The organism is Bradyrhizobium sp. Leo114 (assembly GCF_055229415.2).
Genome location: NZ_JBUYEN020000015.1, coordinates 168,962 through 191,141, shown reverse-complemented (window position 1 = coordinate 191,141; position 22,180 = coordinate 168,962). Strand labels below are relative to the sequence as shown.

Here is a 22,180-nt window from a genome sequence, read left to right as displayed (position 1 = left end):
ACTTGACCGCACGGTTTCGCTTCTCGCTCGCCGATGGCTGAAAGAAATCGGCGGCCAAACGACGACAGCCTTAACAGACCGTTAGTATCGCAAGTGCGACGCGGCAGGTCCACGGCCTCGCCAAACGACCGACGATCCTAGCCGCGATAACGTTAACTCGCCCGAACGATCAAGCCTGCTTTGGCGTTGTACCTTGTAAACCTGCGTCAAAAGTTCACGACCGCAAAAAAGCTTCCGTCATTCGGGCGAGGTCTTTTAACGGTAGGCTGGTGCGACCCGAGCGGGGAAGGAAAGGGCCAAAAAGGCCTGGCAGAGAACAAGGAGTGGACCATGAGCAACGATGCGCCGGACCGTTTCGAGATTCCGAAGGACGTGCGATCGATGGCCGAGGCGAGCTTCGAGCAGGCCCGCAAGACCTTCGAGAAGTTTCTGGCCAACGCACAGGAGACCGCAGGCTCGCTGGAGGAGCGCAGCGCCACGGTTCGCGCCGGCGCCAAGGACATTTCGAGCAAGGCGCTCACTTACGCCGAAAACAACGTCAAGGCGTCGCTGGACTATGCGGAATCTCTCGTGAAGGCCAAGGACGTCAGCGAAGTGATGCGGCTGCACGGCGAATATGTGCAGGCCCAGATGCGCGCGCTGGCGCAGCAGGCGAGCGAAATGGGCCAGATCGTCAGCCGCGCCGCGATGGACGCGATCAAGCCGAAACCGTGAGGGCCCGGCATTTACCGCCAGTCAAAAACCCCTTGGGCTGACAAATGCGGCATCGCATTGATTTAACATTGCGTTGCACAAAATTGACATGATAAAGAGGTTTAACTTGTCCTGCCCAGGGACAGGGCATTCCGTGAACTAGGAACTAGGCAGCGTGATCCAATTCGACCGTTCTCGGTCCTTGCGGGCTGCGGCGTTCGCAATGGGGTCACCGGACTTTACCCCGTTGTGAAGGATGCATGCGATGACCAGTTCGACTGATCCGTTTTCCGCTTCTATCATTCCGTTCGAAGTTCCCGAGCAGATGCGCGCGTTCGCCGAAAAGGGCGTTTCGCAGGCGCGCGACAACTACGCCAAGTTCAAGGACGCCGCCGAGGCCCATAACGGCACCATTGAGGCGGTGTTCACCAGCGCCAGCAAGGGCGCGAGCGAATATACCGCCAAGGTGATGGAGTTCGTGAAGGCCAACACCACCTCGGCGCTCGATTTCGCCCAGGAACTGCTCGGCGCCAAGACGCCCTCCGAGGCTCTGGAACTGTGGACCACTCAGACCCGCAAGAGCCTCGAGGCCTTCAGCGCCCAGGCCAAGGAACTGACCGAACTCGGCCAGAAGGTCGCCAACCAGACCGCCGAGCCGATCAAGGCCAGCGCCTCGAAATATTACAAGCCGGCCGCCTGATCGAGGCAAAACCGCAGAAAGGCCCGGGCAACTGAGCCCGGGCCTTTTGTTTTGAGAGAGCTTTGGAGCTCTTTGGACGCGGGAAAGTCCCGCGTTCGGCCTTGCCAAAGCGGGGCGTTGCACCTAGTTTCCGGCCCATTCGCGAGGCCCCTTTGCGCGGCCTCGTCCGAGGATGCAGTTGTAGCTCAGTTGGTTAGAGCGCCTGTCTGTGGAACAGGAGGTCGGTGGTTCGAGCCCACCCAACTGTACCAACAAAATCAATCGTTTAAGCCGAAATCGCCGCATCCTGAAAATAGCTTAGCGAAGACTTTAGCGAAGGCGGATGCTGCGGCCGAATAGGCAACAAAAAGCCGCGCCATCAGGAGTGACGGCGCGGCATCAGGTGCCCTGGTATGGATCAGCGTTTCGAGTATCCGGCTACGGCCTCGACCTCCTTCACCACGTCCTCTAGCCGCGCGACGAACTCTTCGAGTTCGGCCAAATGCGGCGGAGAGATCGAATATTTGACGGCGAGGTATGCGAACAGATTTCGAGCCCGCCTCACGAGCCTGCGTGCCTCTAGTTTACCCATTATTGTCTTCCCCGACGACGCCCAGCGGAAATCATTCGCATCGGCGGCAGCGTCTTGGGCCGACAAGGCGCTCGGCACGCTACCTCATGACGCGTGACTTTGCCGGAATGCGAGACGGTAACCGCAATATACGGCATTCGCCATGAGGTCAGCTCAATCTGGCCGGCAAGCACTTGCGCATTCTGGCGGTCAAGCTGTCTGAGATCAGCCGCCGCATCCGAATGTTCAGGCAGAAGGGCCATCACATCATCAATGTGGTAGTGCCGAACATCGTGGTTCGCCAATAGCGTCTTTAGAAATCCGTGCGTTCTGCCGAGCTCGTGATCCAGCCAGAATGCGACGTGGGTCAGCAGCCCGGCCTGTTCCTTCTCGAATATCTCGCGTGTCGTGCATCCGAGCAGGGCTGCGGTGACACGAGCGGAGCAGGTCAACAGCGTGGGCGATTTGGGCTTAAGGTGGAACACCATCATTCATCCTCTTGGTTGCTGCCTTTGTCGAAAGGCGGTGGGGCGAATGAGCCACAAATCGGATGATGATTGGTCGCGCTAAACTAAGCGTTTGCCGCGACCTTCGATAGATCGCTTCTTTTGGCCTCGGCTCAGCATCTCCTTTATGCGGTCGGCGGACACCCTGAGTCCATTGAGTTCTCCCTGCTCGCCTAAGTCATCGAGGATCTCGATGATCCACTTGTCGAGCTGTCCTTTTGCGAGAGGGCGGTGCGAAGCCTGGTCGCGACGGCGTTTCACGATTGCAAAAACATACCGCTCCATTTCGGCCGTTGGCGTGGTATCGACATGCCGATCTTTGGTGCGCCCCTCCGGAAGGCCCACCTGCAATTTTCGTTTGATTAAATCTGCAAGCAATTCCCCTTCGTCGGTCGGCATCCATCGGCAGAGCAAAAAGAGCAGCGAGGAACGCTAGCCATGCTTGCCAGCTCTGCCAATCCTTCTCGAACCAAGACGCGAAGAGATGCGGATCGTGAATGCAATCGAGGATCGATCCATCATTTGATCGCTGCTTCTGACGCGGTAGGGGCTTTGCATCCATGTCGGTGACACGGATGCGCTTGATCACTGCCGCTTCTCCCAAGGCATGACGAAGGGGTTCTGATGCTGAGCGTTCGTCGGAGGTCGCGGAGCCCAGAAGCGGCGCCAGAGCCGAGTAAGCCAGCCTTTCATGATGCTGCCCTCACTCGATGATGGCCATTGAGGGTGGATGATCATCATGATCGATGATGCGAGATCGCAGATAATCCCTCGGGCTCTGCTCCGGGTTCAGCTCGCGAGGTCGGCGCTTGATGCCGAGTTCCTTGAGCAGCCGGCGCAATGAATTGGATAGGCTCGTGTAGGTGGCCAAGTCTTCGTTCGATGCAGCACCTTCGGCGAGCGCGAAGCGCATCTCCAATTGTTCGAGCGCAGCGATATGCGTCGATGCAGTGCGCACGATCGATTGCTCGGCGACGCTGAGATGATCGACGCCGCCAAGATCAGCCGAAAGCAAATCGATCAGATCACGAAATCTTCGATAGTATAGAGTGCGCTGGTCTACATCTTTTGGAAATAGACTTTTGCCGTTCGTGACGCGCGACCTTGCTTTAGTCTTTCGCAGAGTGATGTTCTGACTTCTAGCCATCTGCATTCCGCATGCTTCGATATTCTGCGGAATTAATGTCTATGCATTCCCTAAAGCAACCCGGTAGCCTAGAAGCTTAGATAAATCAGGGGTTTTGTGCGCCGAGCGTCTGATCGCAAATCAGAAAATGCGCAGCATCGGCTCCGGCTAGCGAAAAGATTTGGCTCTGTTCGTTTGTCTTTCAGTGCACAATAGACGCGCTTTACCTTACCGTTTCATCAAGTCATGTCTGCGGAGGGACGGCATCCGTTAGGTCGCCTTTTATCCGCGGTCGGCCTTGTGCCAACAGTGCTTTGTAGCCTCCCGGACCGCATGCTTGATCGGCGAGCAAAGTCGCGTGAGATGGTTCTAGCAGCCTTGGGGACATATTGTCGAAAAGCGCATAGCGCTCTGCTAGATCGCGGAAGTTCTTGCCGTGAGGCGAAATGGCGCAATTGTAGAAGAGGATCAGAAGTTCTTGGTTCGATATGCTGGCGCGTAAGACCTTTATATACTTAGCGGCAGACGGTCCGTCCTCGATCATCTTGATTGAGTTGTAGAGAAAACGAAAATAGTGCGGAAGTTGATGGTGCTCCTGCTGGAATACCGTTTCGAATGCTAGGAGGAGCACGCGTTTGTCGTCGGCTTTGGGAAATCTCTTGCGCTTCTCCCGGTAGACCCGACGGAGGTTGCTGTACATGGTGCTGAAAGCTTGTCGGCCCGTTATCGTCTTCTTCGTGACGGGATCGACGATGGACATTGAGTTGGCAATGTTGTCGTACATTGTGAGCAGCTGAAAGAAGCCCGTTTTGTAGCTTTGCGCGCGCGCGGTTTCGGTTTGCTCCTTCATTTCTTGGGTCGAGGCTTGAAATTGTAGCCGCGAGTTTCGAAGCTCGGTGCTTTGCATCCACACGGTCGCTAGAAATGCGACAAAGGTTAAAGTGGTCAGTATCGGGTTGAGAAATCCACCAAAGAAATCGCCTCTTTGCCCCATAGTAGGGGCGTTGTACTGTCCCAAAGGTCGGGCTGAAAAAGTAGATAGTAGATTGCGCCCCCGAGGGAGAGGACTGCTGCAACGGCTAGCACCGAGATGAGTACCTTCAGTCCACGGCCATTATCTGACTTTTCTTCGGGCATGCTTTGCTCGTTGTCCAACTTGGGCATCTCAAGGGAAGGATAGCGGTTGTGAGCCTGTGCAACTTCGCCGAGTGTGCCTCTTTGTATCTACGTTGCCAATAATATTCTTTGCCGATCGCCGACGCGGATAATGGCGGATGAAATGCTCGGAGGTCAGGTCGCCGAAATCATTCGTGCCATAAAGTCGCCAGATCAGGCCGCCGATGCGCAGGTCTCCGCTGTCCGGCTGCTGATCGCGCGTGCCGCGCATGCAGTTGCGGTGATATCGGCCAAGCGCGCGTCTGTTGATGGCTTTGAGGCTCACCTGATCTTTGCTGCTCCAATACTCGGTGAATTTGAAGTCGATCAGGTCGGTAGGCGAGTGGATGCCTATTTGCCCGAGTGATCGGCGTCCATGGTGACGACCCTCTCCATGGAAGCACTCCACAACGCCGTCGATGCGGCAATGCTTTGAGGAATAGAAGCTCCAATAGCTGCCTTTGCCTCTGCGGCCGGTCGAGATGCCGCCGTTGGGGAAGGTGATAAGGCTGCGGGTGCGCTGCCAGCGCTGTACCCAGCATTCTGCGAATAGTTGCAGCAAGAGGTTTTTGCTGACGCCGTCATCAAAAGTGAAGTCTCGTGCGACATGAGCGGCTGTCACGATGGTGTGGGGAAGCTTGGCGAAGAATGCCAGAGCCTCCCGATCAGGTACCTGCACTTCGATGCGGAAGCGGTAAGGCCAAATGTTCAGTTGGTATGGCTGGCCTTTCTTCGGATAGACCCAGTCGCCGTGCTCCCGGATGTCCAGATGCACTGCGCGTCGGCCCGAGCGGAGCCATGCTTGATCGGCTTCGCTGATCTCGGTTTTGCTGAGGTACTTCACCGTATCGAAGTAACGATAGCAGTCGGCATAGCGAATGTCGCAGAAGCGGCGCCCGTCTGATGCGGTTGGCGGGGTCGGGTAGGGGGCAGGGGCTCTGATCCGGACAATCGGCTTGGACGCCCGCTTATTCGAGCGTGGCGGCTGGGTGGCATCTGATAGGTCATTCGGATATTTCTTCGCCATGGCGGCATCCTCATCATGCTGCTGCAGCGAGCGCGCCCGGCAAGGCGGCACTCGCATCCAGGGGCGCATCTTGTGGTCGGGTGCGCCCCTTTGCTTGTTCTGATTGGATCAGCCATCGACGAGAGCCATGACATCGGCGCGCTTATAGAATGTCTTGCAGGTCTTGCCGGGATTGAGTTTCACCGGCGGAAGTTTGCCAGCGGCTTCGAGCCGGATGACGGTAGGATACGAGATGCCGCCGAGCATCCGCATGACTTGCTCTCTGGTGAAGAGAAGCTGGTCGTCAGGAATAGATTGAGAGTTGGATTTGGAGCGCGGAGTCTTCGGCGCCTTAGGCGCTGCACTCTCTCGGACAACTGAACTAGGCACGGGCATAATCCTTCGGCGGCAAAGCTCGCGCTTCACCGCTTGTTAGAGAAGGATCAGCCGGGCAGTATCAAAACATCCGGGGCTCTGATCGACCCTGACCACACCCACCGCCGTCTTATGCCTCGCGGCTGCGCATGAGTGGACCCGGTCAGATGTGCCGGGCGTGCAGAAAGGGCCACCATTCAATGGCGAGCGTCAATCTAGCGCCTCTTCGAAGAAAGATCAAAAATGATCAAATGCGCGATTTGCGCCTTAGAAGCTCCGTTGGCGCATCGAAAGCTGGCCGCACTCTCCCTAGCGGATTTGCAGCGACGCGCTGACGGAGCTGCTTATCCAGCCGGAGTGGCATCTTTGGCCCGAGCGCGAGCCTTGCGGCCGGCGAGGGCGACGACATTGGCTGGCGATGGCTCGACAAGCTGCTGGATATAGCCGGCGAGCCGCGCGAGCGCTTCGCACTTCGGCTCGAAATAGAGCGAGAGATTGTAGACGCCCTCGACACCATCGATCGTGTGCCCCAGCACTTGTTCCGCGACGCGATCATCGATCCGCAGATCAGTCATCAAGGTGCGCGCAGTGCGGCGGAGATCATGCAGCGTCCAGCGCGGCATATTCTCGGGCAGCAGCTTCCGGATTTCCTCGGCGCCTTGGCTGAAAGAATTGAGGGGCTTATCGCCATACCGGCCGGCGAAAACATATGAGCACCCGGCGACCTTCGGCACCTTCTTAAGGATGGCCATGGCGAGCGGCGGCAGCCGAAGCATGCCGGCATTCCCCTTCTCGCGATCCTCGCTTGGGATTTTCCAGACATCGCCATCGAGATCGGTCCACTTCATGGTGACGACCTTCTCGCGGCGTTGAGCCGTCAGCAGCAGTAGCTTTACCAAAATACCGTAACCGCCGAGCTTGCCGGCTGCAGCCCAGACAAGCTTGATCTCGTCCAAGGTGAGGACGCGCTTGCGCCGACTCTTCGGGGTGGCCTTCTGCTTCAGAGCTTTAATGGGGCAGACATAATCATCGTCATCGCCCTCCGCCTCGAACCAGCGCATGACGCCCCGGACCATGCCGAACACGGTCTCGGCCATCCGGACTCCATGGTTGTCGGCGATATCGGAGCGAAGGGTGATCACCTCCGATCGTTTGATGTCAACAAATGTCCGGTCGCCAAGGGTCGGGTAGACGTACTTCTTGAGGCAGCGTTCCAGCTCGTCCTTGGAGCGGAACTCGGCGGCATGCTTGGCGAGGTAGGTTTCGGCGACGGTCTTGAACGAGGATGCCCCCAATGAGGGCAAGCGGGGATGGAGGAAGGCCTCCTTGTTGCCGAAGAATTTCCGAGCGGCATCCCTCGCGCCCTTCAGCGTCAGGTCTCGCGGCCACTCCTGCCCGCTATCCGGATCAGGGAACGCGCCGGCTCCATCGGTATGATAACGCCCGAGCTTGAGCCACTTCGCTTTCTTCTCGATGTAGTGGACGGCCAGCCATGTCTTGGCGCCTCCATAGGAGACGCGAAGCACGAGCCCCGGCAAGCCGGCATCGAAGTAATCTACTTGCTTCTTCGGCGTCGGCTTAAGCCGCTTTACAGCCTCTTCGGTCAGCCGCTTCTTCGACATCTTTGCCCCCCGCTTAGCGAATGCATAGCGAATGCGAATTGGCTGATTAGTCGCGATCAGCCATGAGCAAAGATGGATAGCATATTACCGGTAAGTCATTGAACCAAAAAGTTTATTTCGGCCAAGGATGAGCAGGGGTGAGTAGCCCTGATCAAAGAAAAAGTCTGGCTGTGGAACAGGAGGTCGGTGGTTCGAGCCCACCCAACTGTACCAACCAAATCAAACAATTTGCGCTTTGTTCGCTTCCAATTTGGGTAGCGACCCGAATTAGGAATGAGCACGACAGCCAATGCGTGTTCAGGCGCGCGCTGATCTCGAAACGATACTCAACTTTCGCGCGTCTTATTCGAGTGAGACCAACGCGGTCCCGGCCATCCCAAGTGCACGCGCGGCTCCGGTGGATAAGTCTATGCAGCGTCGCTTTATGAAGGGACCACGGTCGTTGATCCGAACGTTGACGCTTCGACCGGTTGAGTGTGAGGTAACTGTGACGTGGGAGCCGAAGGGCCTCGTACGATGCGCTGCAGTCATCGCGTTGGGATCCATCCGCTCGCCCGATGCGGTTCGGCTGCCGATGTAGCCATAACGAGAGGCAACACAAGTTTCGGCAAATGCTGAGGCAGATAAACACGTGACCGCCAGGGCGGTGCATATTGGGCGGATCATCGTGTCCTCTTCCAGGATCCTGCCCGCTCCGCCAACTTTTCCGGAGCCTCTAGGTTCCTCCTGCCGCCGCGCTTTGGCTGTGATGTTCTGCACGGGTTTGTCAAGGAAGACGCCGCTCGCGGCCGGGCACAAAATCTGGATACGATCGGTGGAAGAGGGCGATCCGTCCTCACTTTCCGGAAGCGGTCCCGCCGACTGAGGCGAGGCGGTTCAGGAGTTCTCCTGCCTTGAACAGCAAGGCCCGTTCTTCCCTCGTCAGGCATCGCTCGATCGCGTCCGCGAGCCATTGCTCGCGACGGGTGATGTTCCTGTGAAGCACTTCCCGGCCGGCTCGGCTTAGGCGGACTCTGACCTTACGACGGTCCTTGGCGTCGGGCATCCGGATGATCAGTCCGTCCGCCTTGAGCTCGCGAAGCGCGGCTGCCAGGTTCGAGGATCGCATATTCTCGGATTCGCCAAGCATGGTTGGCGTGGCAGCGTCCCCGGCCCGCTCAATGGCTCCAAGCAACTGCAATCGCACCCAGGAGCGATCGTGAGCGTGGGCTTCGCGGCGCAGTCGGCGCGAGAGATTCATGAACTGGTTGCGAAACGTCGTGACTTCGTGGCGAGGAGTTCGGCTGCTCATATAGCTATACTAGTATAGCTATCTTTGGCATCACAAGGCTGCGATAGCGATTTTCATATAGCTATTGCTGCATAGATATTATCGGAGATAAATGGCGCGCCTCGCGCTCGAGCTGCCAGCCCCAGCCCGCCCTAAGCGTCAGCGCGAGCGGCCCGCATGGGAGATCAACACGGCCAAGAAAACAATCAGGGAAATGCTGGAGGCGCGCGAGTTCATTGCCGCACCCGGCGTTTTCGATCTGGTATCGGCAAAAATCGCGGCCCAGACCAATGCGAAGGCGCTGTATATGACGGGGTTTGGTACCGTCGCATCCTATCTGGGATATCCGGACGCCGGCCTTGCGACCTATACCGACATGCTCGACCGGGCGAGCGCAATCGCGCAAGCCGTGGATAAGCCAGTCATTGCAGATGGCGATACCGGCTATGGTGGTCTGCTGAACGTGCATCATACCGTGCGCGGTTACGAGAAAGCCGGCGTGGCGATGATCCAGATCGAGGATCAGCAGATTCCAAAGAAGTGCGGGCATACGCCCAATCGTCACATCATCTCGACCCAAGAGATGGTGAGCAAGATCAAGGTGGCTTGCGATGCGCGTTCGTCGAAGGAATTCCTGATCCTGGCGCGAACGGACGCAAGAACGGCAGTATCGCTGGACGAGGCGATAAGCCGCGCGGTCGCATACTCCGAGGCCGGAGCCGACGCGATCTTCATCGAGGCACCGGAATCCGTGGACGAGATGAAGACAATCGGTGCCTCAGTCGACGCGCCGCTGGTCTCCAACCAACTTCACGGCGGCAAAACGCCGATACTTCCGCAAAAAAAGCTCGAGGAGATCGGCTTCAGCGCTGCCATTTACCCCACCGCGGGACTGTTTGCGGCCGCACAAGCGCTTCAAAGCGTCTATGAGGCTCACGCCGATGGAAGGCTGGTCGAGACCCCGCTCTTCGCCTTCCAGGACTTCGTGAAGATGATTGGCTTCCAGAAAATCTGGGACTTCGAAAACAGATACGCGGATCTCTTGGCAGCGGAGAACGCGTCGGCGCATGGCTGAGCCATCACGCGCGCGACGCATCGGCTAGCGGAGCAGGGCTGTCCGCCGTCATGCGACACCGGGAAGCGAGCGGTATTGCGCATGGTCGGACGCGCCGGAATGCCCAGCCCGCTTCCAGCTCTCGGTTGATCAACGGCTGCAACGCAACAACGCATGGTGAGTTCACGGTTGGGGTGGTATGGTGTTCTGCCTCAACTGCTGGAGTTCGATCATGCACTTCGGAATCAAGGGGCCGCTCGCCGGCGTCGCTCTCGCGGTTGGATTCTCCTCGCCAGTCATGGCCGATAACGTCAAAGAGCTAAGGGCCGCGGACACGAAATTCGCCTATGTCGAGGCCGGCGAGGGCGACCCGATCGTTCTCGTGCACGGCGGGCTTCAGGATTATCGTTTCTGGAACGGGCACCTTCCGGCGCTTTCAAAAAACCATCGCGTGATTGCCTATAGCCGGCAGAACCATTCTCCCAACGCAACGAGCAAAGACGGCCTGCCTGATGCCGCGGCCGACGTTCACGGCGAGGATCTGGCCGCCATCCTCGCTGAGCTCGGCATAAAACGCGCACACATCGTCGCGCACTCTGCCGGTGCACATGCCGCGCTGTTCTTCGCATCCAATCATCCCGAGATGGTGATAACGCTGGTCGTCAACGAACCGCCGGCCGCGGGGCTGCTCGCCGGGACGCCGGGAAGCGCAGAGATACTGAAAGAGTGGGCCGCTCGATTCGCGTCCACACGGGAAGCGTTCCGAAAGGACGATATCGACGCAGGGCTGCGCCTCTTTGCGGAAGCGGTTGGCGGGCCCGGCACCTACGACCGACGATCAGATGCCGATCGGAAAATGATGTCCGACAATGCGGCGTCAGCCGTTGCGGACGCGATAAGTTCCCGCCCACGTCCGGTGTTTACTTGCGAAATGGCAAAGCGCATTTCGGCGCCAACACTTCTGATGAATGGTGAGCGGAGCCCCGAGTTCTTTCATCGCATCGTGGACCAGTTGGAGAAGTGCCTTCCCGCGCGAAGGCGCATAACGATCCCCGGCGTCTCTCACACCGTTCCCGGCGAAAATGCTCCTGCCTTTGATGAGGCAGTCATCGCCTTCATAACAAGTCACTAGCTACTAACGACGCTGATTGAGAACGGCGCGGGCAGCCTGCTGTAGGCCACGTCTCCCCCTGGTCACGCGGGGCTCTCCGCGTGCTTGTTTGGCAACCAACATAGGAACGTGAGCACCGCTTCTGCGTTGGCACCGGACGGAGAAACGCGATGGACCCGGTTACGCGGTGTTTGCATTGCGGCAGGAGATTGGTCCCGGTCCTCAGCGCGAACGGGAGGACAGAACTCAAGTGCGTTTGGTGCGAGAAGGTGGATCCGGTGAAGACCGAGCCGGTGAGACGGGATGACAGACCGTCGACGGAAAGGCTCAATTCTCACCCCTTGAGGGCCCCTTAAACGAGCCTGCGCGGAGCGAGCGGTCTTCTGATGTGACGCCGATGCTCCGCGACATCAATCACCGAACTCGAACAAGTCCCAGGAAAAGTCGATCCCGCTTCCTGTAGCGCAGATCGTGCTTGTCCTGATCGTGCCACGGCACTCCGCGTGTGTCGGGCGCAACTCAAATTCATTCGCATCTGAGCGCTGCGATTGAAGTTGCAAGCCTTCCGTCGCCTCGGTACAGCACGTGGCCCACCACGCAACACGATCCGAGCGATGAACAAGCCACTGAACGTTGCGATAGGAAGCATTCTCGTCAGCGTTTTGGTGCTCGGTTTGAAATACCTGGCGTATTGGCTGACCGGGTCCATTGCGCTCTACTCCGACGCGCTCGAAAGCATCGTCAACGTCGTCACCGCCGTTGTTGCATTGTGGGCGGTTCGCATGTCGGCAAAGCCCGCCGACGCCAATCATCCGTTCGGACATCACAAGATCGAATACTTCAGTGCGGTGTTGGTAGGCGTGATGATCATCATCGCTGCGCTCCTGATCGTGCGCGAGGCGTATGACGGCTTCCTGCACCCGAGAAAACTGGCTGTCGTGCCGGAAGGGCTGCTCGTGAACGGGCTCGCCAGCATCGTCAACGCCACCTGGGCCTGGGTGTTGATCGTGCGGGGACGGCGCATGCGCTCGCCGGCGCTGGTTGCGGACGGCCGACATCTCCTGACCGATGTGATCTCTTCCGTCGGCATACTGATCGGGCTTGTGCTCGCGCTCGTCATGAAATGGGAGTTTCTCGATCCTGCGCTTGCCCTGATCGTCGCTGCGACAATCCTGTGGTCCGGTTGGGGGGTCCTCAAGGAGTCCGCCGGGGGCCTGCTGGATGAAGCGGTGCCTGAGGCAACGTTGAACGCGATTCGGCGGACGATTGCCGACCATGCAGCCGGGGCGCTGGAAGCTCACGACGTTCGCACGCGCCACGCAGGGCGCGTCACGTTCATCGAGTTCCACCTCGTCGTCCCCGGGCAGATGACGGTGTCAGAGGCGCACCGGATATGTGACCGTCTCGAAGCGGGCTTGCGGGCGGAGGATGAAGACAGGCGGATCACCATCCATGTCGAGCCGGAAGAGAAGGCCAAACACTCCGGCATCGTCCTCGTCTGATACCGGCTTGTCGCCTGAGCGTGACCTTATCGAGGTCGGGACATCAGGTGATCCCTAAGCGAGTGAATGAGTCTGCATAAACTGGCCATGCGATGAAGCTTTTGCGCAACACCCGCGCCTGATACGAATGTAACATTACTGGAAAGAATTTCTTCAGCGTTATCAGCAGCTAAGTCCATCCGCCGCAATTCCGGCACCTGTATCACTCCATCAAGCCATCATCCTTCCTTGTTCTGGCCATCTTACTGCTGACGCCGTGCCGCGCTTCGGCTGTGATGTTCCCATCACCTTGGCTTGCCAATCCAACAGCCTTCATCGACTATTTCCGCAGATCGATGACGAGAGGAACAATGACGATTCTCGGCTCCACTTATTACAGGTTCGGTTTGCTGTTGGCCGCGACGGTGATCGTCGCAACGTGGCCACGACCCGGCGCCGCTTACACGCCCGAGCAGCAGCAGGCTTGCTCGCCCGATGCGATGCGACTCTGCAGCGCGTTCATTCCTGATGTCGACATGATCACCGCCTGCATGGTCCGCAACAAGGCGCAGCTCTCGCCGCCGTGCCGCGTGTTCTTCAGTGCTGACCCGGAGGAACGACGGGAGCGCAGGCGTCGCGCAAGGTCCGCGGAATAAGGTGCGACATCGCGAAATCGCGAAGCAACGCGAGTCCGGCGTGAGTCGGACGAGCGCTGGTTCAAGTCCTGCGCGCGACAGACTGACGCCTTGCGGCGTTTTCGCTCGTCAACATCTTCTCACCAGAGGAGAATCCGGTGAGCGAACACGACAGAATGGAAATGGCCCGGCACTTTGCCTGGTTCGAAGGCAAGCTGCCGCCGCGGCCCGCCAGGTTTGTCGGGTGGCTGCGCAAGCCGTCGTCGCGCTACGCGCGGATGCCGCTTGCCGTTCTGCTGATGCTCGGCGGCGTCTTCAGCTTCCTGCCGGTGCTCGGCCTATGGATGCTGCCGCTTGGACTCCTTTTGTTCGCGCAAGATGTGCCAGTGTTACAAAAGCCCACCGCGCGGACTCTCGGGTGGGTTGAGCGCAAGTGGACCGAGCGTCGGCGCGCAAAAAACGTGACGTGATTCGCGGCAAAAACGCGCATTCGCTTCTATTGCTGGTTGTGTGCACCGCAAGGTGTGACTCAAACAACAACATTTTCCGGCAATTTGCGGCTCACGCCCCATTGTCCGCAAATTTCTGCTTTCGCGAATCACCACGCTGATTCATTTTCGTGGTCTGGGGTCAATCTGGAGGCCAACGTAATGAACGTGATTGTTTTTGCTTCGCGTAAGGGGGGCTCGGGCAAAAGCACCCTGGCTGCTCATCTGGCGGCCCATGTACACAAATCGACCAAGCCTTGTCTGTTGATCGACGCGGATCCGCAGGGCTCGCTGACGCTGTGGCACAAGCTGCGCGGCACCAACGAACCGCCGATCAAGGCCGCCGTCAATTCCGTGAGCGGCATCGTGGCTGCGGCCAGGCGCGACGGGATCGAGTGGGTGTTCATCGACACGCCGCCGAACCTGTCGGCCGTCGTCGACGATGCCATCAAGAATGCGACCATGGTGATCATTCCGGCGCGGCCTGGCGTGTTCGACGTCAACGCAGTGCAGGAAACGATCCAGACCTGCCGTTCAACGCGCAAGCCCTATGCGGTCGTGATCAACGGCGCGCCGGCTCAGCGCGATGGCGCCGAGAGCCCGATCGTCACGATCGCGCGCGAGTCGCTGGCGAAGTTCCGTGCACCGGTCTGGAGCGGACAGATCACCAACCGCGCCGATCTGTTGATGGCGCTGAGCCATGGTGAAGGCGCTCGTGAATATGATGCCGAGGGGCGCGCGGCCGCCGAGATCGGCCGGCTGTGGGCCGCGATCGAACGTTCGATCAAGGCGATCCGCGGCGCGGCATCGGCCAGCGGCGCGATGCACAAGCAGGCGGCCTGATCAACGACAGGCCTCCAGACTGACAAAAACGCGCGGCCCCCCGCGCGTTTTTGTTGGTGCTTGGTTGTTGGTGACGTACCAACACACTCCGTCATTCCGGGGCGCGCCTCTTGGCGCGAGCCCGGAATCCATTTCGCCGCGCGGTCTGCGGATGAATGGATTCCGGGTTCGCGCGATGCGCGCCCCGGAATGACTGAGTGCGTGGTGGCGTTTACGCCACCATCAGCATGTAGAAGATGATGACTGGCGAGAGGGTGAGGATCACCGACCAGATGCCGAGCGCCCAGAGGATGTCGCCGGTCGTAAATCCTTGATGGTCTAAAACTGGATCAAATTCTTTGTGCACGATGCGCCCCGTATTCTTTGGCGGGGCGATGGATAGCTGAAGCCTTTTAAGGTTCCGCTCGCAGTTTCGCTTGCATTTGACCACAGGTGCTACCGCGGATTAACCACGGCGCGGCGGCCTCTTCTTGCGCGTGTGGAGAGAACTGATCCCACCCGGTTTGCGCTGACGCGCAAACCGACCTCCCCTTTTCAAGGGGAGGTGACCACGCAGCCGCTGACTCCCTGCGCTCCTTCCCCTGAAAGGGGGAAGGCTGGGATGGGGGTCTGCCGCGATTCACGCTGTCTGAGGGGAAGCGAGAGCATCACCGATCGGCGCGGCCGATCACGTCCATCAACTCGGCGATCTTTTGGCGCTGGTCGGCCTTGTCGCCGGAGGAGATCGCGTGCTCGACACAATGGGCGACGTGGTCGCGCAGCACTTCCTCCTCAACCCGCCGCAGCGCGGCGCGTGCGGCGGCGATCTGGGTCACTACGTCGATGCAATAGCGGTCGTCCTCGACCATCTTGGCGAGGCCGCGGATCTGGCCTTCGATTCGTTTCAGCCGTTTGAGGCAGGAACTCTTGATCTCGTCACGCATAGGGTTCATATACCCCCATAGGGTATCAGGTTCAAGGGCCGGAGCTCGGCCCGGGAAGAGTTCGCTATGGCAGAGGCAGGGCACGGTCACCCGCATGAGGGGCACGCGCATCATCATGGCGCCCCAGTGGCTAGCTGCTGCGGCGGCAAGCACGGCGCCGCGGACGAGGGCGGCGCGCTTGCGACCGATCCCGTCTGCGGCATGAAGGTCGATCGTGCCACCGCCAAGCATCGCGTCAGCTACAAGGGCGAGGATTACGTCTTCTGCGGCGCGCGCTGCCGCGAACGGTTTGCCGCCGAGCCGGAGAAATTTTTAAAGCCCCGCGAGAGCGAGCCGGCGCTGCCCCCCGGCACCATCTACACCTGCCCGATGCATCCGGAAGTGAGGCAGGTCGGGCCGGGCTCCTGCCCGATCTGCGGCATGGCGCTCGAACCGGAAGAGGTGACACTCGACGACAAGCCCGATCCGGAGCTCGTCGACATGACACGCCGGTTCTGGATCGCGCTGGTGCTGACGCTGCCGGTGTTCGCGATCGAGATGGGCGGCCATGCCTTCGGCCTCGAACTGGTGCCGATGGGATGGGCGAACTGGATCTCGTTCGCGCTGGCGACGCCGGTGGTGTTGTGGGCCGGCGCGCCGTTCTTCGTGCGCGGCTGGCAGTCGCTGGTGACGCGCAATCTCAACATGTTCACGCTGATCGCGATGGGCGTCGGTGTCGCTTATGTCTACAGCGTGGTCGGCACGCTGGCGCCGCATCTGTTCCCGCCGGCGTTCCGCGACATGCACGGCCAGGTCGCGGTCTATTTCGAGGCTGCCGCCGTGATCACGGTATTGGTGCTACTCGGGCAGGTGCTCGAGTTGCGGGCGCGGGCGCAGACTTCGGGCGCGATCCGCGCGCTGCTCGGGCTGGCGCCGAAGACGGCACGGCGCATCACCGACCATGGCGATGAAGACGTCGCGATCGAGGCGATCGCGGTTGGCGATCGCCTGCGTGTGCGTCCCGGCGAAAAGGTGCCGGTCGACGGCATCGTCATCGAAGGTCACGCGGTGCTCGACGAATCCATGGTCACCGGCGAATCGATGCCGGTGTCCAAGAACGAGGGTGACCGCGTGATCGGCGGCACCGTCAACCAGAGCGGCGGCTTCGTCATGCGCGCCGAGAAGATCGGCCGCGACACCATGCTGGCGCGGATCGTCGACATGGTCGCGAAGGCGCAGCGCTCGCGGGCGCCGATCCAGCGGCTCGCCGATCGCGTCGCCGGCTGGTTCGTGCCCGCGGTGATCGCGGTCGCGGTGCTGGCGTTCGCCGCCTGGGCGGTGTTCGGGCCCGAGCCGCGCTTCACCTTCGGACTGGTCGCGGCCGTCACCGTCCTGATCATCGCCTGCCCTTGCGCGCTTGGGCTGGCCACGCCGATGTCGATCATGGTCGGCGTCGGGCGCGGCGCGCATTCGGGCATCCTGATCCGCAACGCGGAGGCGCTGGAGCGGATGGAGAGCATCGACACGCTGGTGCTCGACAAGACTGGCACGCTTACCGAGGGCAAGCCGAAGGTGGTCGGCGTGATCGCCGCGAAGGAGTTCGACGAGACCGAACTGCTGCGCCTTGCCGCCAGCGTCGAGCGCGGCAGCGAGCATCCGTTGGCGCTGGCGATCCTGAATGCCGCCAAGGAGCGCCAGCTTGCACTCGCCGAGGTTAGCGGCTTCACCTCACCGTCCGGCAAGGGGGCGACCGGCGCGATCGAAGGCAGGCAGGTCGCGCTCGGCAATGCCATGCTGATGGGCGAATTGAAGATCGCAACCAGCGCGCTCGATGCGGCGGCGGAGACCGCGCGGCAGGACGGCGCGACCGCGATCTATGTTGCGGTCGACGGGCGTGCGGCCGGCGTGATCGCGATCGCCGATCCGATCAAGCCATCGGCCAGGGACGCGCTCGCGGCACTGCGCGGCGACGGCCTGCGCGTCGTGATACTGACTGGCGACAATGCGACCACCGCGCGCGCGGTGGCGAAGCGGCTCGGCATCGAGGAGGTCGAGGCCGGCGTGCTGCCGGACCGCAAGAGCGAGGTGGTGGAGCGGCTGCGCGGCGAGGGCCGTGTCGTCGCGATGGTCGGCGACGGCGTCAACGACGCGCCGGCGCTGGCGGCCGCCGATGTCGGCATCGCCATGGGCGGCGGCACCGACGTCGCGATCGAGAGCGCCGGCGTGACGCTGCTCACCGGCGATCTCCGCGGCCTGGTGCGGGCGCGGCACCTGTCGGTCGCGACCATGCGCAACATCCGCCAGAACCTGATGTTCGCATTCGTCTACAACGCCGCCGGCGTGCCGATCGCGGCCGGCGTGCTCTATCCGGTGTTCGGCATTTTGCTATCACCGATGATCGGCGCCGCCGCGATGGCGCTGTCCTCGGTCAGCGTCATCGGCAACGCACTGAGGCTCGCAAGAGCGAAGCTGGATTGATTGTCGCTGCACCTCCCCTTGAAAAGGGGAGGTCGGTTTGCGCGTCAGCGCAAACCGGGTGGGGATCATCTCTCTCCACTTGGGCCTGCGCCCGTGGCTTGACCCCCATCTCGACCTTCCCCCTTTCAGGGGGAAGGGGAAGAGGGCTACGCGCTTGCCAGCAGAGTTAGCGCGCGACGCTCGATCTCGCGATCCAGCTGCGCCGCAAGCTCCATGCTCACCTCGACCATCGGCAGTCGCACTTCCGCGCTGTCGATCAAACCCGTGCGCCACAGCCAATGCTTGGCTGGCGCCGGGCTCGGCTCGACGAACAACAGGCGCGTCAAGTCGGAAATGCCTTGCCACGCTGCCGATGCGGCCTCGCGCTTGCCCTGCCTCAGCAGCGATCGCACCGAGGCGAATGCTTCGGTTTCGACATGCGCGGACAACAGGATCGCGCCGTCGGCGCCGTCGCTGAGCGCGTCGAAATATTGCGCGTCCTCGCCGGTCAGCACGCGGAAGCCGGGCGGACGTTGCGCGAGGAAGTCGATCGATTGCGCGCGGTCGGCGCAGCAATCCTTCATGCCGACGATGTTCGGATGCTCTGCGAGCGCGAGCAGCGTCTCGTTGGTGATGTTGACCGCGGTCCGGTAGGGGATGTTGTAGATCAGGAGCGGCCAGGAGGCGTGATCGGCCAGCTCGGTGAAATGCTGCAGAAGGCCGCGCTGCGACGGCCTGACGTAATAGGGGCTCGCGATCAGGTAGAAGTCGATCGGCCAGGCCGCCGTCTCGTCCAGCACGTCCTTGATCTTGGCGGTGCTGGCGCCGGAGAGGCCGAGACAGATCGGCAGGTAACGGCCGACATCGTTGATCTCTGACCGTACCACCTCCACAAGCTGTTCGAGCTCGCAGATAGCCAGCGACATGCCTTCGCCTGACGTAGCGCCGAGGATCAATCCGTCGACCGGGCCGCTTGCGTAGTGTCGCACCAGACGGCGCAGCGACGGCTCGTCGAGCTTGCCGTCGCGAAATGGCGTGATCAGGGGCAGCCACAGGCCCTGTAGTGGGTCGGATAGATCAGTCATGGTCCTTCTCCTTGAGTAGCGTGAAACGCCGGAGACGGGACCAATAAAAAACCCCGTCCAGGCGGCGGGGTCTTCGGGATCGGTTCGGTCGATGTAACTCTATCGCGCGCGTCGATCTCGGCTCCCCGCATGGGGAGCTTTTTTCGACGACAAAGCTGCGCACGAATTCGTGATCATGTCGCGATACTGCTGGGACAGCCGGAGGTTGTCAATGCACGGTTGAGGGCAGAAGGCGAAAAGAAGCCGGGCTCGATCGAGCCCGGCTTAAGGTATTGGCCACGTGAGGCCGACACAATCACCTTCCAAGAGGGATTACTGAGCTTCCGCACCACTGGAGGAGGGGGACATAAGCGTAGCGCGACCGCTCAGCGCACAAGCACTATGATCCCCATCAGTGCCATGCAGCAACCGTCCGAGCCGCATGTCAGACATGCGGAGTCCGGGGCCTCTATGAAAACAGGCCGATCACGAGGGCCAGCGCTGCGCCTTGCTGACCACGAAGTCGCGGAAGACCTGCACGCGCGCCACCGTCTTCAGCTCTTCCGGATAGACGAAGTAGGTGTCGAGCTGGATCGAGTCGGACTCGCCGAACAGTTGCACCAGTCGGCTATCTTCCTCGACCAGGTAATCCGGCAGCGCGGCGATGCCGAGGCCCTGCTGACAGGCGCGTACCAACCCCAGGATGTTATTGACCTTGAAGTAGGGTTCGCGCGGACCCGAGCCGTTGCGGCCGGCATCGATCAGCCAGGCGCGGTTCTGCAGATGCGTCGGGACCTGGGAGTCGCCGAGCATGATGATGCGGTGCGAGTCGAGATCGTCGAGCGTGCGCGGCGTACCGAAGCGCTTGATGTATTCCGGCGAGCAATAGGCGTGGAAGCCGATCGAGAACAGCTTGCGCTGGATCAGGTCGGGCTGCGTCGGCTTGCGGGTGCGGATCGCGACATCGGCTTCGCGCATCGAGAGATCGAGATCCTCGTCGGTGACGATCAGCGAGATCCGGATGTCCGGATAGAGCTGGGTGAATTCGTCGAGCCGCGGGATCAGCCAGTTGATACCGAGCGCCGGCGGCGTCGTGATCTTGAGGTCGCCGCTCGGCCGCTCCCGGCTGTCGGTGAGCTTTGCCCGCGCCGCCTGCAACTGCATGAAGACGTCATGGGCGGTGCGGAACAACAGGTCGCCCTGCTCGGTGAGGATCAGGCCGCGGGCGTGGCGGTGGAACAGCGAGACCGAAAGCTCCTGCTCCAGCGCGCTGACTTGTCTGGAGACCGCCGACTGCGAGAGGCCAAGCTGCTCGCCGGCATGCGTGAAGCTTCCCGCTTCCGCCGCCGCGTGAAACACCTTCAGCTTGTCCCAGTCCATGTCCGTAAATCCATCGCGTGTTCTAGCCATGATCATTCCGCCGCCGCGCGATCGCTCGCGCGCAAAGCCAGGAAGCGTTCAGCCTCAAGCGCTGCCATGCAGCCGAGGCCGGCGGCCGTCACCGCCTGGCGATAGGTTTCGTCCGCCACGTCGCCGGCGGCAAACAGCCCGGGCACGGAGGTCGCAGTCGAATTGGGCGCCACCTCGACATAGCCGGAGGGTTTGAGTTTGATCTGGCCTTTGACGAGATCTGTCGCAGGCGCATGACCGATGGCGATGAAGACGCCGTCGGCCGGCACTTCGGTCAGTGCGCCGGTCTTGACGTTCTTCAAGCGTACATGGGTGACCTTGGTCGGGTTCTCAGCGCCGAGGATCTCGTCAATGGCGCTGTCCCAGACCACCTTGATCTTCGGATGCTTGAACAGGCGGTCCTGCAGGATGCGCTCGGCGCGGAAATGATCGCGGCGATGCACGATGGTGACCTGCGAGGCGAAGTTGGTGAGGAACAGCGCTTCCTCGACCGCGGTGTTGCCGCCGCCGACCACGATGACCTCCTTGCCGCGATAGAAGAAGCCATCGCAGGTTGCACAGGCCGAAACGCCGAAGCCCTTGTACGTCTCTTCCGACGGCAGCCCGAGCCAGCGCGCCTGCGCGCCGGTGGCGAGCACGACGGTCTCGGCAAGATAGACGTCGCCGCTATCGCAGGTCAGGCGGAACGGCCGCTGCGACAGGTCAAGTTTGGTGACGAGATCGGTGACGAGCTTGGTGCCGACATGCGCGGCCTGCTTCTCCATCTGTTCCATGAGCCAGGGGCCCTGGATTACGTCGGCGAAGCCCGGATAGTTCTCCACATCGGTGGTGATGGTGAGCTGCCCGCCCGGCTGGATGCCCTGGATCAGCACCGGCTCCAGCATCGCACGCGCCGCGTAGATCGCCGCGGTGTAGCCGGCCGGACCGGACCCGATGATGACGACCTTGGCATGGATTGGAGCAGGCATAGCGAATCCCTTCTCAGGGGCGATTTTGTCAGGACTTGTGCGGAAAGCGCCTGGAAAGGCATCGCGGCGGCGCCGCCAGAGTCAAATCCAACTCTAATATATCTGGGTAGCTATGCAAGAATTGCAATCCATATCAGCGGTTTTTCCCCGGGACCGCGTCAAATCTCGCACTGCACGCGCAATAAAATTGCGCCCTTCGAGCCGACTGGGTTATGAGAGTTGCCGTCAGAACCACCAAATCCTCCAAGCCTTGGGAACCAGACCCGCGTGTCTAAGAATCTTGATGAGATTGATCTTCGGATTCTCGCCGAAATCCAGGCCGATGGCCGAATCACAAATGTGGAATTGGCCAAGCGCGTCGGCATTTCGCCGCCGCCCTGCCTGCGCCGCGTCCGGGCGCTGGAGGAAGCGGGCTATATCCTGGGCTATCGCGGATTGCTCGACCCGCAGCGGCTCGGCTTCGATGTGACGGTGTTTGCCGCGGTGCACCTGTCGAGCCAGGCGGACGCGGATCTGCGCGCGTTCGAGGATTTCGTGCGCAAGGAACCCTTGGTGCGGGAGTGCTGGATGCTGTCGGGCGAGGTGGATTTCATCCTGAAATGCGTGGCCCCTGACATGGCGACGTTCCAGAACTTCGTCACCCACCTCACCGCCGCGCCTCACGTGCGCAATGTCAGGACATCGCTGGTGCTGCATAATTCGAAATATGAGGCCGCCGTGCCGCTGGATGTGAAAGCGGCGAGGTGAGGTGGCGATAACGATCG

The 22,180-nt window shown here is 60.7% G+C and carries 25 protein-coding genes and 1 tRNA gene; 11 read left to right on the top strand and 15 right to left on the bottom strand.

Annotation, left to right across the window (positions count from 1 at the left end; genetic code table 11):
- The first annotated feature begins 330 nt into the window (after window positions 1-330).
- The 3 genes from ACZIRK_RS20185 (at window position 331) to ACZIRK_RS20175 (ending at window position 1,644) form a co-directional block, all read left to right on the top strand.
- Window positions 331-714 (top strand): phasin family protein, encoded by a 384-nt coding sequence (locus tag ACZIRK_RS20185; RefSeq protein WP_130229367.1) that lies wholly within the window; start codon window positions 331-333, stop codon window positions 712-714.
- Between the two features lie 244 nt (window positions 715-958).
- Window positions 959-1,393, top strand: a complete 435-nt coding sequence (locus ACZIRK_RS20180; RefSeq protein ID WP_028167032.1) for a phasin — start codon at window positions 959-961, stop codon at window positions 1,391-1,393.
- A 174-nt stretch (window positions 1,394-1,567) separates the two neighbouring features.
- A tRNA-His gene (locus ACZIRK_RS20175) sits at window positions 1,568-1,644 on the top strand.
- A gap of 146 nt (window positions 1,645-1,790) precedes the next feature.
- On the opposite strand, the gene ACZIRK_RS20170 is transcribed toward ACZIRK_RS20175, so the two are convergent.
- The 10 genes from ACZIRK_RS20170 to ACZIRK_RS20125 form a co-directional block, all read right to left on the bottom strand.
- On the bottom strand, window positions 1,791-1,964 hold the full coding sequence (locus ACZIRK_RS20170; protein ID WP_463328020.1) for a hypothetical protein: 174 nt from the start codon (window positions 1,962-1,964) through the stop codon (window positions 1,791-1,793).
- Entirely contained in the window at window positions 1,964-2,434 is a 471-nt protein-coding gene (locus tag ACZIRK_RS20165; protein WP_463328019.1) for a hypothetical protein, read from the bottom strand. Before ACZIRK_RS20165 ends, ACZIRK_RS20170 begins: the two co-directional genes overlap by 1 nt.
- Window positions 2,435-2,509: 75 nt before the next feature.
- On the bottom strand, window positions 2,510-2,848 hold the full coding sequence (locus ACZIRK_RS20160) for a hypothetical protein (RefSeq protein ID WP_463328018.1): 339 nt from the start codon (window positions 2,846-2,848) through the stop codon (window positions 2,510-2,512).
- 304 nt (window positions 2,849-3,152) lie between these two features.
- On the bottom strand, window positions 3,153-3,602 hold the full coding sequence (locus ACZIRK_RS20155) for a hypothetical protein (protein ID WP_463328017.1): 450 nt from the start codon (window positions 3,600-3,602) through the stop codon (window positions 3,153-3,155).
- A 217-nt stretch (window positions 3,603-3,819) separates the two neighbouring features.
- Window positions 3,820-4,593, bottom strand: a complete 774-nt coding sequence (locus ACZIRK_RS20150; protein ID WP_463328016.1) for a putative phage abortive infection protein — start codon at window positions 4,591-4,593, stop codon at window positions 3,820-3,822.
- Window positions 4,594-4,740: 147 nt separating this feature from the next.
- Window positions 4,741-5,757, bottom strand: coding sequence for a hypothetical protein (locus ACZIRK_RS20145; protein WP_463328015.1), 1,017 nt, complete (start codon window positions 5,755-5,757; stop codon window positions 4,741-4,743).
- Window positions 5,758-5,865: 108 nt separating this feature from the next.
- Window positions 5,866-6,009: a hypothetical protein gene (locus ACZIRK_RS20140; RefSeq protein WP_463328014.1), complete on the bottom strand. Its 144-nt coding sequence runs from the start codon at window positions 6,007-6,009 to the stop codon at window positions 5,866-5,868.
- Between the two features lie 446 nt (window positions 6,010-6,455).
- The gene (locus tag ACZIRK_RS20135; protein ID WP_463328013.1) at window positions 6,456-7,733 is read right to left on the bottom strand and encodes a tyrosine-type recombinase/integrase; all 1,278 of its coding nucleotides are present in this window, start codon (window positions 7,731-7,733) and stop codon (window positions 6,456-6,458) included.
- A 342-nt stretch (window positions 7,734-8,075) separates the two neighbouring features.
- Window positions 8,076-8,399, bottom strand: coding sequence for a septal ring lytic transglycosylase RlpA family protein (locus tag ACZIRK_RS20130; RefSeq protein WP_463328028.1), 324 nt, complete (start codon window positions 8,397-8,399; stop codon window positions 8,076-8,078).
- A 169-nt stretch (window positions 8,400-8,568) separates the two neighbouring features.
- On the bottom strand, window positions 8,569-8,973 hold the full coding sequence (locus tag ACZIRK_RS20125) for a MarR family winged helix-turn-helix transcriptional regulator (RefSeq protein WP_283813260.1): 405 nt from the start codon (window positions 8,971-8,973) through the stop codon (window positions 8,569-8,571).
- 142 nt (window positions 8,974-9,115) lie between these two features.
- Between ACZIRK_RS20125 and ACZIRK_RS20120 the strand changes: the two genes are divergently transcribed.
- From ACZIRK_RS20120 to ACZIRK_RS20095, 6 genes are all read left to right on the top strand, one after another.
- Window positions 9,116-10,078, top strand: coding sequence for an isocitrate lyase/PEP mutase family protein (locus ACZIRK_RS20120; RefSeq protein ID WP_130226029.1), 963 nt, complete (start codon window positions 9,116-9,118; stop codon window positions 10,076-10,078).
- 277 nt (window positions 10,079-10,355) lie between these two features.
- Window positions 10,356-11,189 carry an alpha/beta fold hydrolase gene (locus ACZIRK_RS20115; protein ID WP_463328012.1) on the top strand — a complete coding sequence of 278 codons (834 nt, stop codon included), beginning with the start codon at window positions 10,356-10,358 and terminating at the stop codon, window positions 11,187-11,189.
- 593 nt (window positions 11,190-11,782) lie between these two features.
- Complete coding sequence (locus ACZIRK_RS20110) at window positions 11,783-12,670, top strand: cation diffusion facilitator family transporter (RefSeq protein WP_130226027.1); 888 nt, start codon at window positions 11,783-11,785, stop codon at window positions 12,668-12,670.
- 350 nt (window positions 12,671-13,020) lie between these two features.
- The gene (locus ACZIRK_RS20105) at window positions 13,021-13,305 is read left to right on the top strand and encodes a hypothetical protein (RefSeq protein WP_349642670.1); all 285 of its coding nucleotides are present in this window, start codon (window positions 13,021-13,023) and stop codon (window positions 13,303-13,305) included.
- A 155-nt stretch (window positions 13,306-13,460) separates the two neighbouring features.
- A complete protein-coding gene (locus ACZIRK_RS20100; RefSeq protein WP_463328027.1) occupies window positions 13,461-13,754 on the top strand; it encodes a hypothetical protein in 294 nt (97 codons plus the stop codon).
- A 180-nt stretch (window positions 13,755-13,934) separates the two neighbouring features.
- On the top strand, window positions 13,935-14,615 hold the full coding sequence (locus ACZIRK_RS20095) for a ParA family protein (RefSeq protein WP_130226026.1): 681 nt from the start codon (window positions 13,935-13,937) through the stop codon (window positions 14,613-14,615).
- A 211-nt stretch (window positions 14,616-14,826) separates the two neighbouring features.
- Here the strand turns inward: ACZIRK_RS20095 and ACZIRK_RS20090 are convergent, their stop codons facing one another.
- Entirely contained in the window at window positions 14,827-14,961 is a 135-nt protein-coding gene (locus tag ACZIRK_RS20090; protein ID WP_282531981.1) for a hypothetical protein, read from the bottom strand.
- Window positions 14,962-15,262: 301 nt separating this feature from the next.
- A complete protein-coding gene (locus ACZIRK_RS20085) occupies window positions 15,263-15,538 on the bottom strand; it encodes a metal-sensitive transcriptional regulator (RefSeq protein ID WP_028165400.1) in 276 nt (91 codons plus the stop codon).
- A 66-nt stretch (window positions 15,539-15,604) separates the two neighbouring features.
- On the opposite strand from ACZIRK_RS20085, the gene ACZIRK_RS20080 reads away from it, so the two are divergent.
- A complete protein-coding gene (locus ACZIRK_RS20080) occupies window positions 15,605-17,995 on the top strand; it encodes a heavy metal translocating P-type ATPase (protein WP_463328011.1) in 2,391 nt (796 codons plus the stop codon).
- Window positions 17,996-18,141: 146 nt separating this feature from the next.
- Here the strand turns inward: ACZIRK_RS20080 and ACZIRK_RS20075 are convergent, their stop codons facing one another.
- The 3 genes from ACZIRK_RS20075 to trxB all read right to left on the bottom strand — a co-directional run bounded on the left by ACZIRK_RS20075 (window position 18,142) and on the right by trxB (window position 21,416).
- On the bottom strand, window positions 18,142-19,059 hold the full coding sequence (locus ACZIRK_RS20075) for a 4-hydroxy-tetrahydrodipicolinate synthase family protein (protein ID WP_130226024.1): 918 nt from the start codon (window positions 19,057-19,059) through the stop codon (window positions 18,142-18,144).
- A gap of 465 nt (window positions 19,060-19,524) precedes the next feature.
- A complete protein-coding gene (locus ACZIRK_RS20070) occupies window positions 19,525-20,448 on the bottom strand; it encodes a LysR family transcriptional regulator (protein ID WP_028165397.1) in 924 nt (307 codons plus the stop codon).
- A gap of 2 nt (window positions 20,449-20,450) precedes the next feature.
- Complete coding sequence (gene trxB / locus ACZIRK_RS20065) at window positions 20,451-21,416, bottom strand: thioredoxin-disulfide reductase (RefSeq protein WP_028165396.1); 966 nt, start codon at window positions 21,414-21,416, stop codon at window positions 20,451-20,453.
- A gap of 267 nt (window positions 21,417-21,683) precedes the next feature.
- On the opposite strand from trxB, the gene ACZIRK_RS20060 reads away from it, so the two are divergent.
- The gene (locus ACZIRK_RS20060) at window positions 21,684-22,163 is read left to right on the top strand and encodes an Lrp/AsnC family transcriptional regulator (RefSeq protein ID WP_130226023.1); all 480 of its coding nucleotides are present in this window, start codon (window positions 21,684-21,686) and stop codon (window positions 22,161-22,163) included.
- Window positions 22,164-22,180: the final 17 nt, after the last annotated feature.

What these genes read in the sequence shown, in the direction of transcription:
- ACZIRK_RS20185 (WP_130229367.1), top strand. Translation starts at nt 331, where the DNA reads ATGAGCAACGATGCGCCGGACCGTTTCGAGATTCCGAAGGACGTGCGA.
- ACZIRK_RS20180 (WP_028167032.1), top strand. Translation starts at nt 959, where the DNA reads ATGACCAGTTCGACTGATCCGTTTTCCGCTTCTATCATTCCGTTCGAA.
- ACZIRK_RS20170 (WP_463328020.1), bottom strand. Translation starts at nt 1,964, where the DNA reads ATGGGTAAACTAGAGGCACGCAGGCTCGTGAGGCGGGCTCGAAATCTG.
- ACZIRK_RS20165 (WP_463328019.1), bottom strand. Translation starts at nt 2,434, where the DNA reads ATGATGGTGTTCCACCTTAAGCCCAAATCGCCCACGCTGTTGACCTGC.
- ACZIRK_RS20160 (WP_463328018.1), bottom strand. Translation starts at nt 2,848, where the DNA reads ATGCCGACCGACGAAGGGGAATTGCTTGCAGATTTAATCAAACGAAAA.
- ACZIRK_RS20155 (WP_463328017.1), bottom strand. Translation starts at nt 3,602, where the DNA reads ATGCAGATGGCTAGAAGTCAGAACATCACTCTGCGAAAGACTAAAGCA.
- ACZIRK_RS20145 (WP_463328015.1), bottom strand. Translation starts at nt 5,757, where the DNA reads ATGGCGAAGAAATATCCGAATGACCTATCAGATGCCACCCAGCCGCCA.
- ACZIRK_RS20140 (WP_463328014.1), bottom strand. Translation starts at nt 6,009, where the DNA reads ATGCGGATGCTCGGCGGCATCTCGTATCCTACCGTCATCCGGCTCGAA.
- ACZIRK_RS20135 (WP_463328013.1), bottom strand. Translation starts at nt 7,733, where the DNA reads ATGTCGAAGAAGCGGCTGACCGAAGAGGCTGTAAAGCGGCTTAAGCCG.
- ACZIRK_RS20130 (WP_463328028.1), bottom strand. Translation starts at nt 8,399, where the DNA reads ATGATCCGCCCAATATGCACCGCCCTGGCGGTCACGTGTTTATCTGCC.
- ACZIRK_RS20125 (WP_283813260.1), bottom strand. Translation starts at nt 8,973, where the DNA reads ATGAATCTCTCGCGCCGACTGCGCCGCGAAGCCCACGCTCACGATCGC.
- ACZIRK_RS20120 (WP_130226029.1), top strand. Translation starts at nt 9,116, where the DNA reads ATGGCGCGCCTCGCGCTCGAGCTGCCAGCCCCAGCCCGCCCTAAGCGT.
- ACZIRK_RS20115 (WP_463328012.1), top strand. Translation starts at nt 10,356, where the DNA reads ATGGCCGATAACGTCAAAGAGCTAAGGGCCGCGGACACGAAATTCGCC.
- ACZIRK_RS20110 (WP_130226027.1), top strand. Translation starts at nt 11,783, where the DNA reads ATGAACAAGCCACTGAACGTTGCGATAGGAAGCATTCTCGTCAGCGTT.
- ACZIRK_RS20105 (WP_349642670.1), top strand. Translation starts at nt 13,021, where the DNA reads ATGACGATTCTCGGCTCCACTTATTACAGGTTCGGTTTGCTGTTGGCC.
- ACZIRK_RS20100 (WP_463328027.1), top strand. Translation starts at nt 13,461, where the DNA reads ATGGAAATGGCCCGGCACTTTGCCTGGTTCGAAGGCAAGCTGCCGCCG.
- ACZIRK_RS20095 (WP_130226026.1), top strand. Translation starts at nt 13,935, where the DNA reads ATGAACGTGATTGTTTTTGCTTCGCGTAAGGGGGGCTCGGGCAAAAGC.
- ACZIRK_RS20085 (WP_028165400.1), bottom strand. Translation starts at nt 15,538, where the DNA reads ATGCGTGACGAGATCAAGAGTTCCTGCCTCAAACGGCTGAAACGAATC.
- ACZIRK_RS20080 (WP_463328011.1), top strand. Translation starts at nt 15,605, where the DNA reads ATGGCAGAGGCAGGGCACGGTCACCCGCATGAGGGGCACGCGCATCAT.
- ACZIRK_RS20075 (WP_130226024.1), bottom strand. Translation starts at nt 19,059, where the DNA reads ATGACTGATCTATCCGACCCACTACAGGGCCTGTGGCTGCCCCTGATC.
- ACZIRK_RS20070 (WP_028165397.1), bottom strand. Translation starts at nt 20,448, where the DNA reads ATGGCTAGAACACGCGATGGATTTACGGACATGGACTGGGACAAGCTG.
- trxB (WP_028165396.1), bottom strand. Translation starts at nt 21,416, where the DNA reads ATGCCTGCTCCAATCCATGCCAAGGTCGTCATCATCGGGTCCGGTCCG.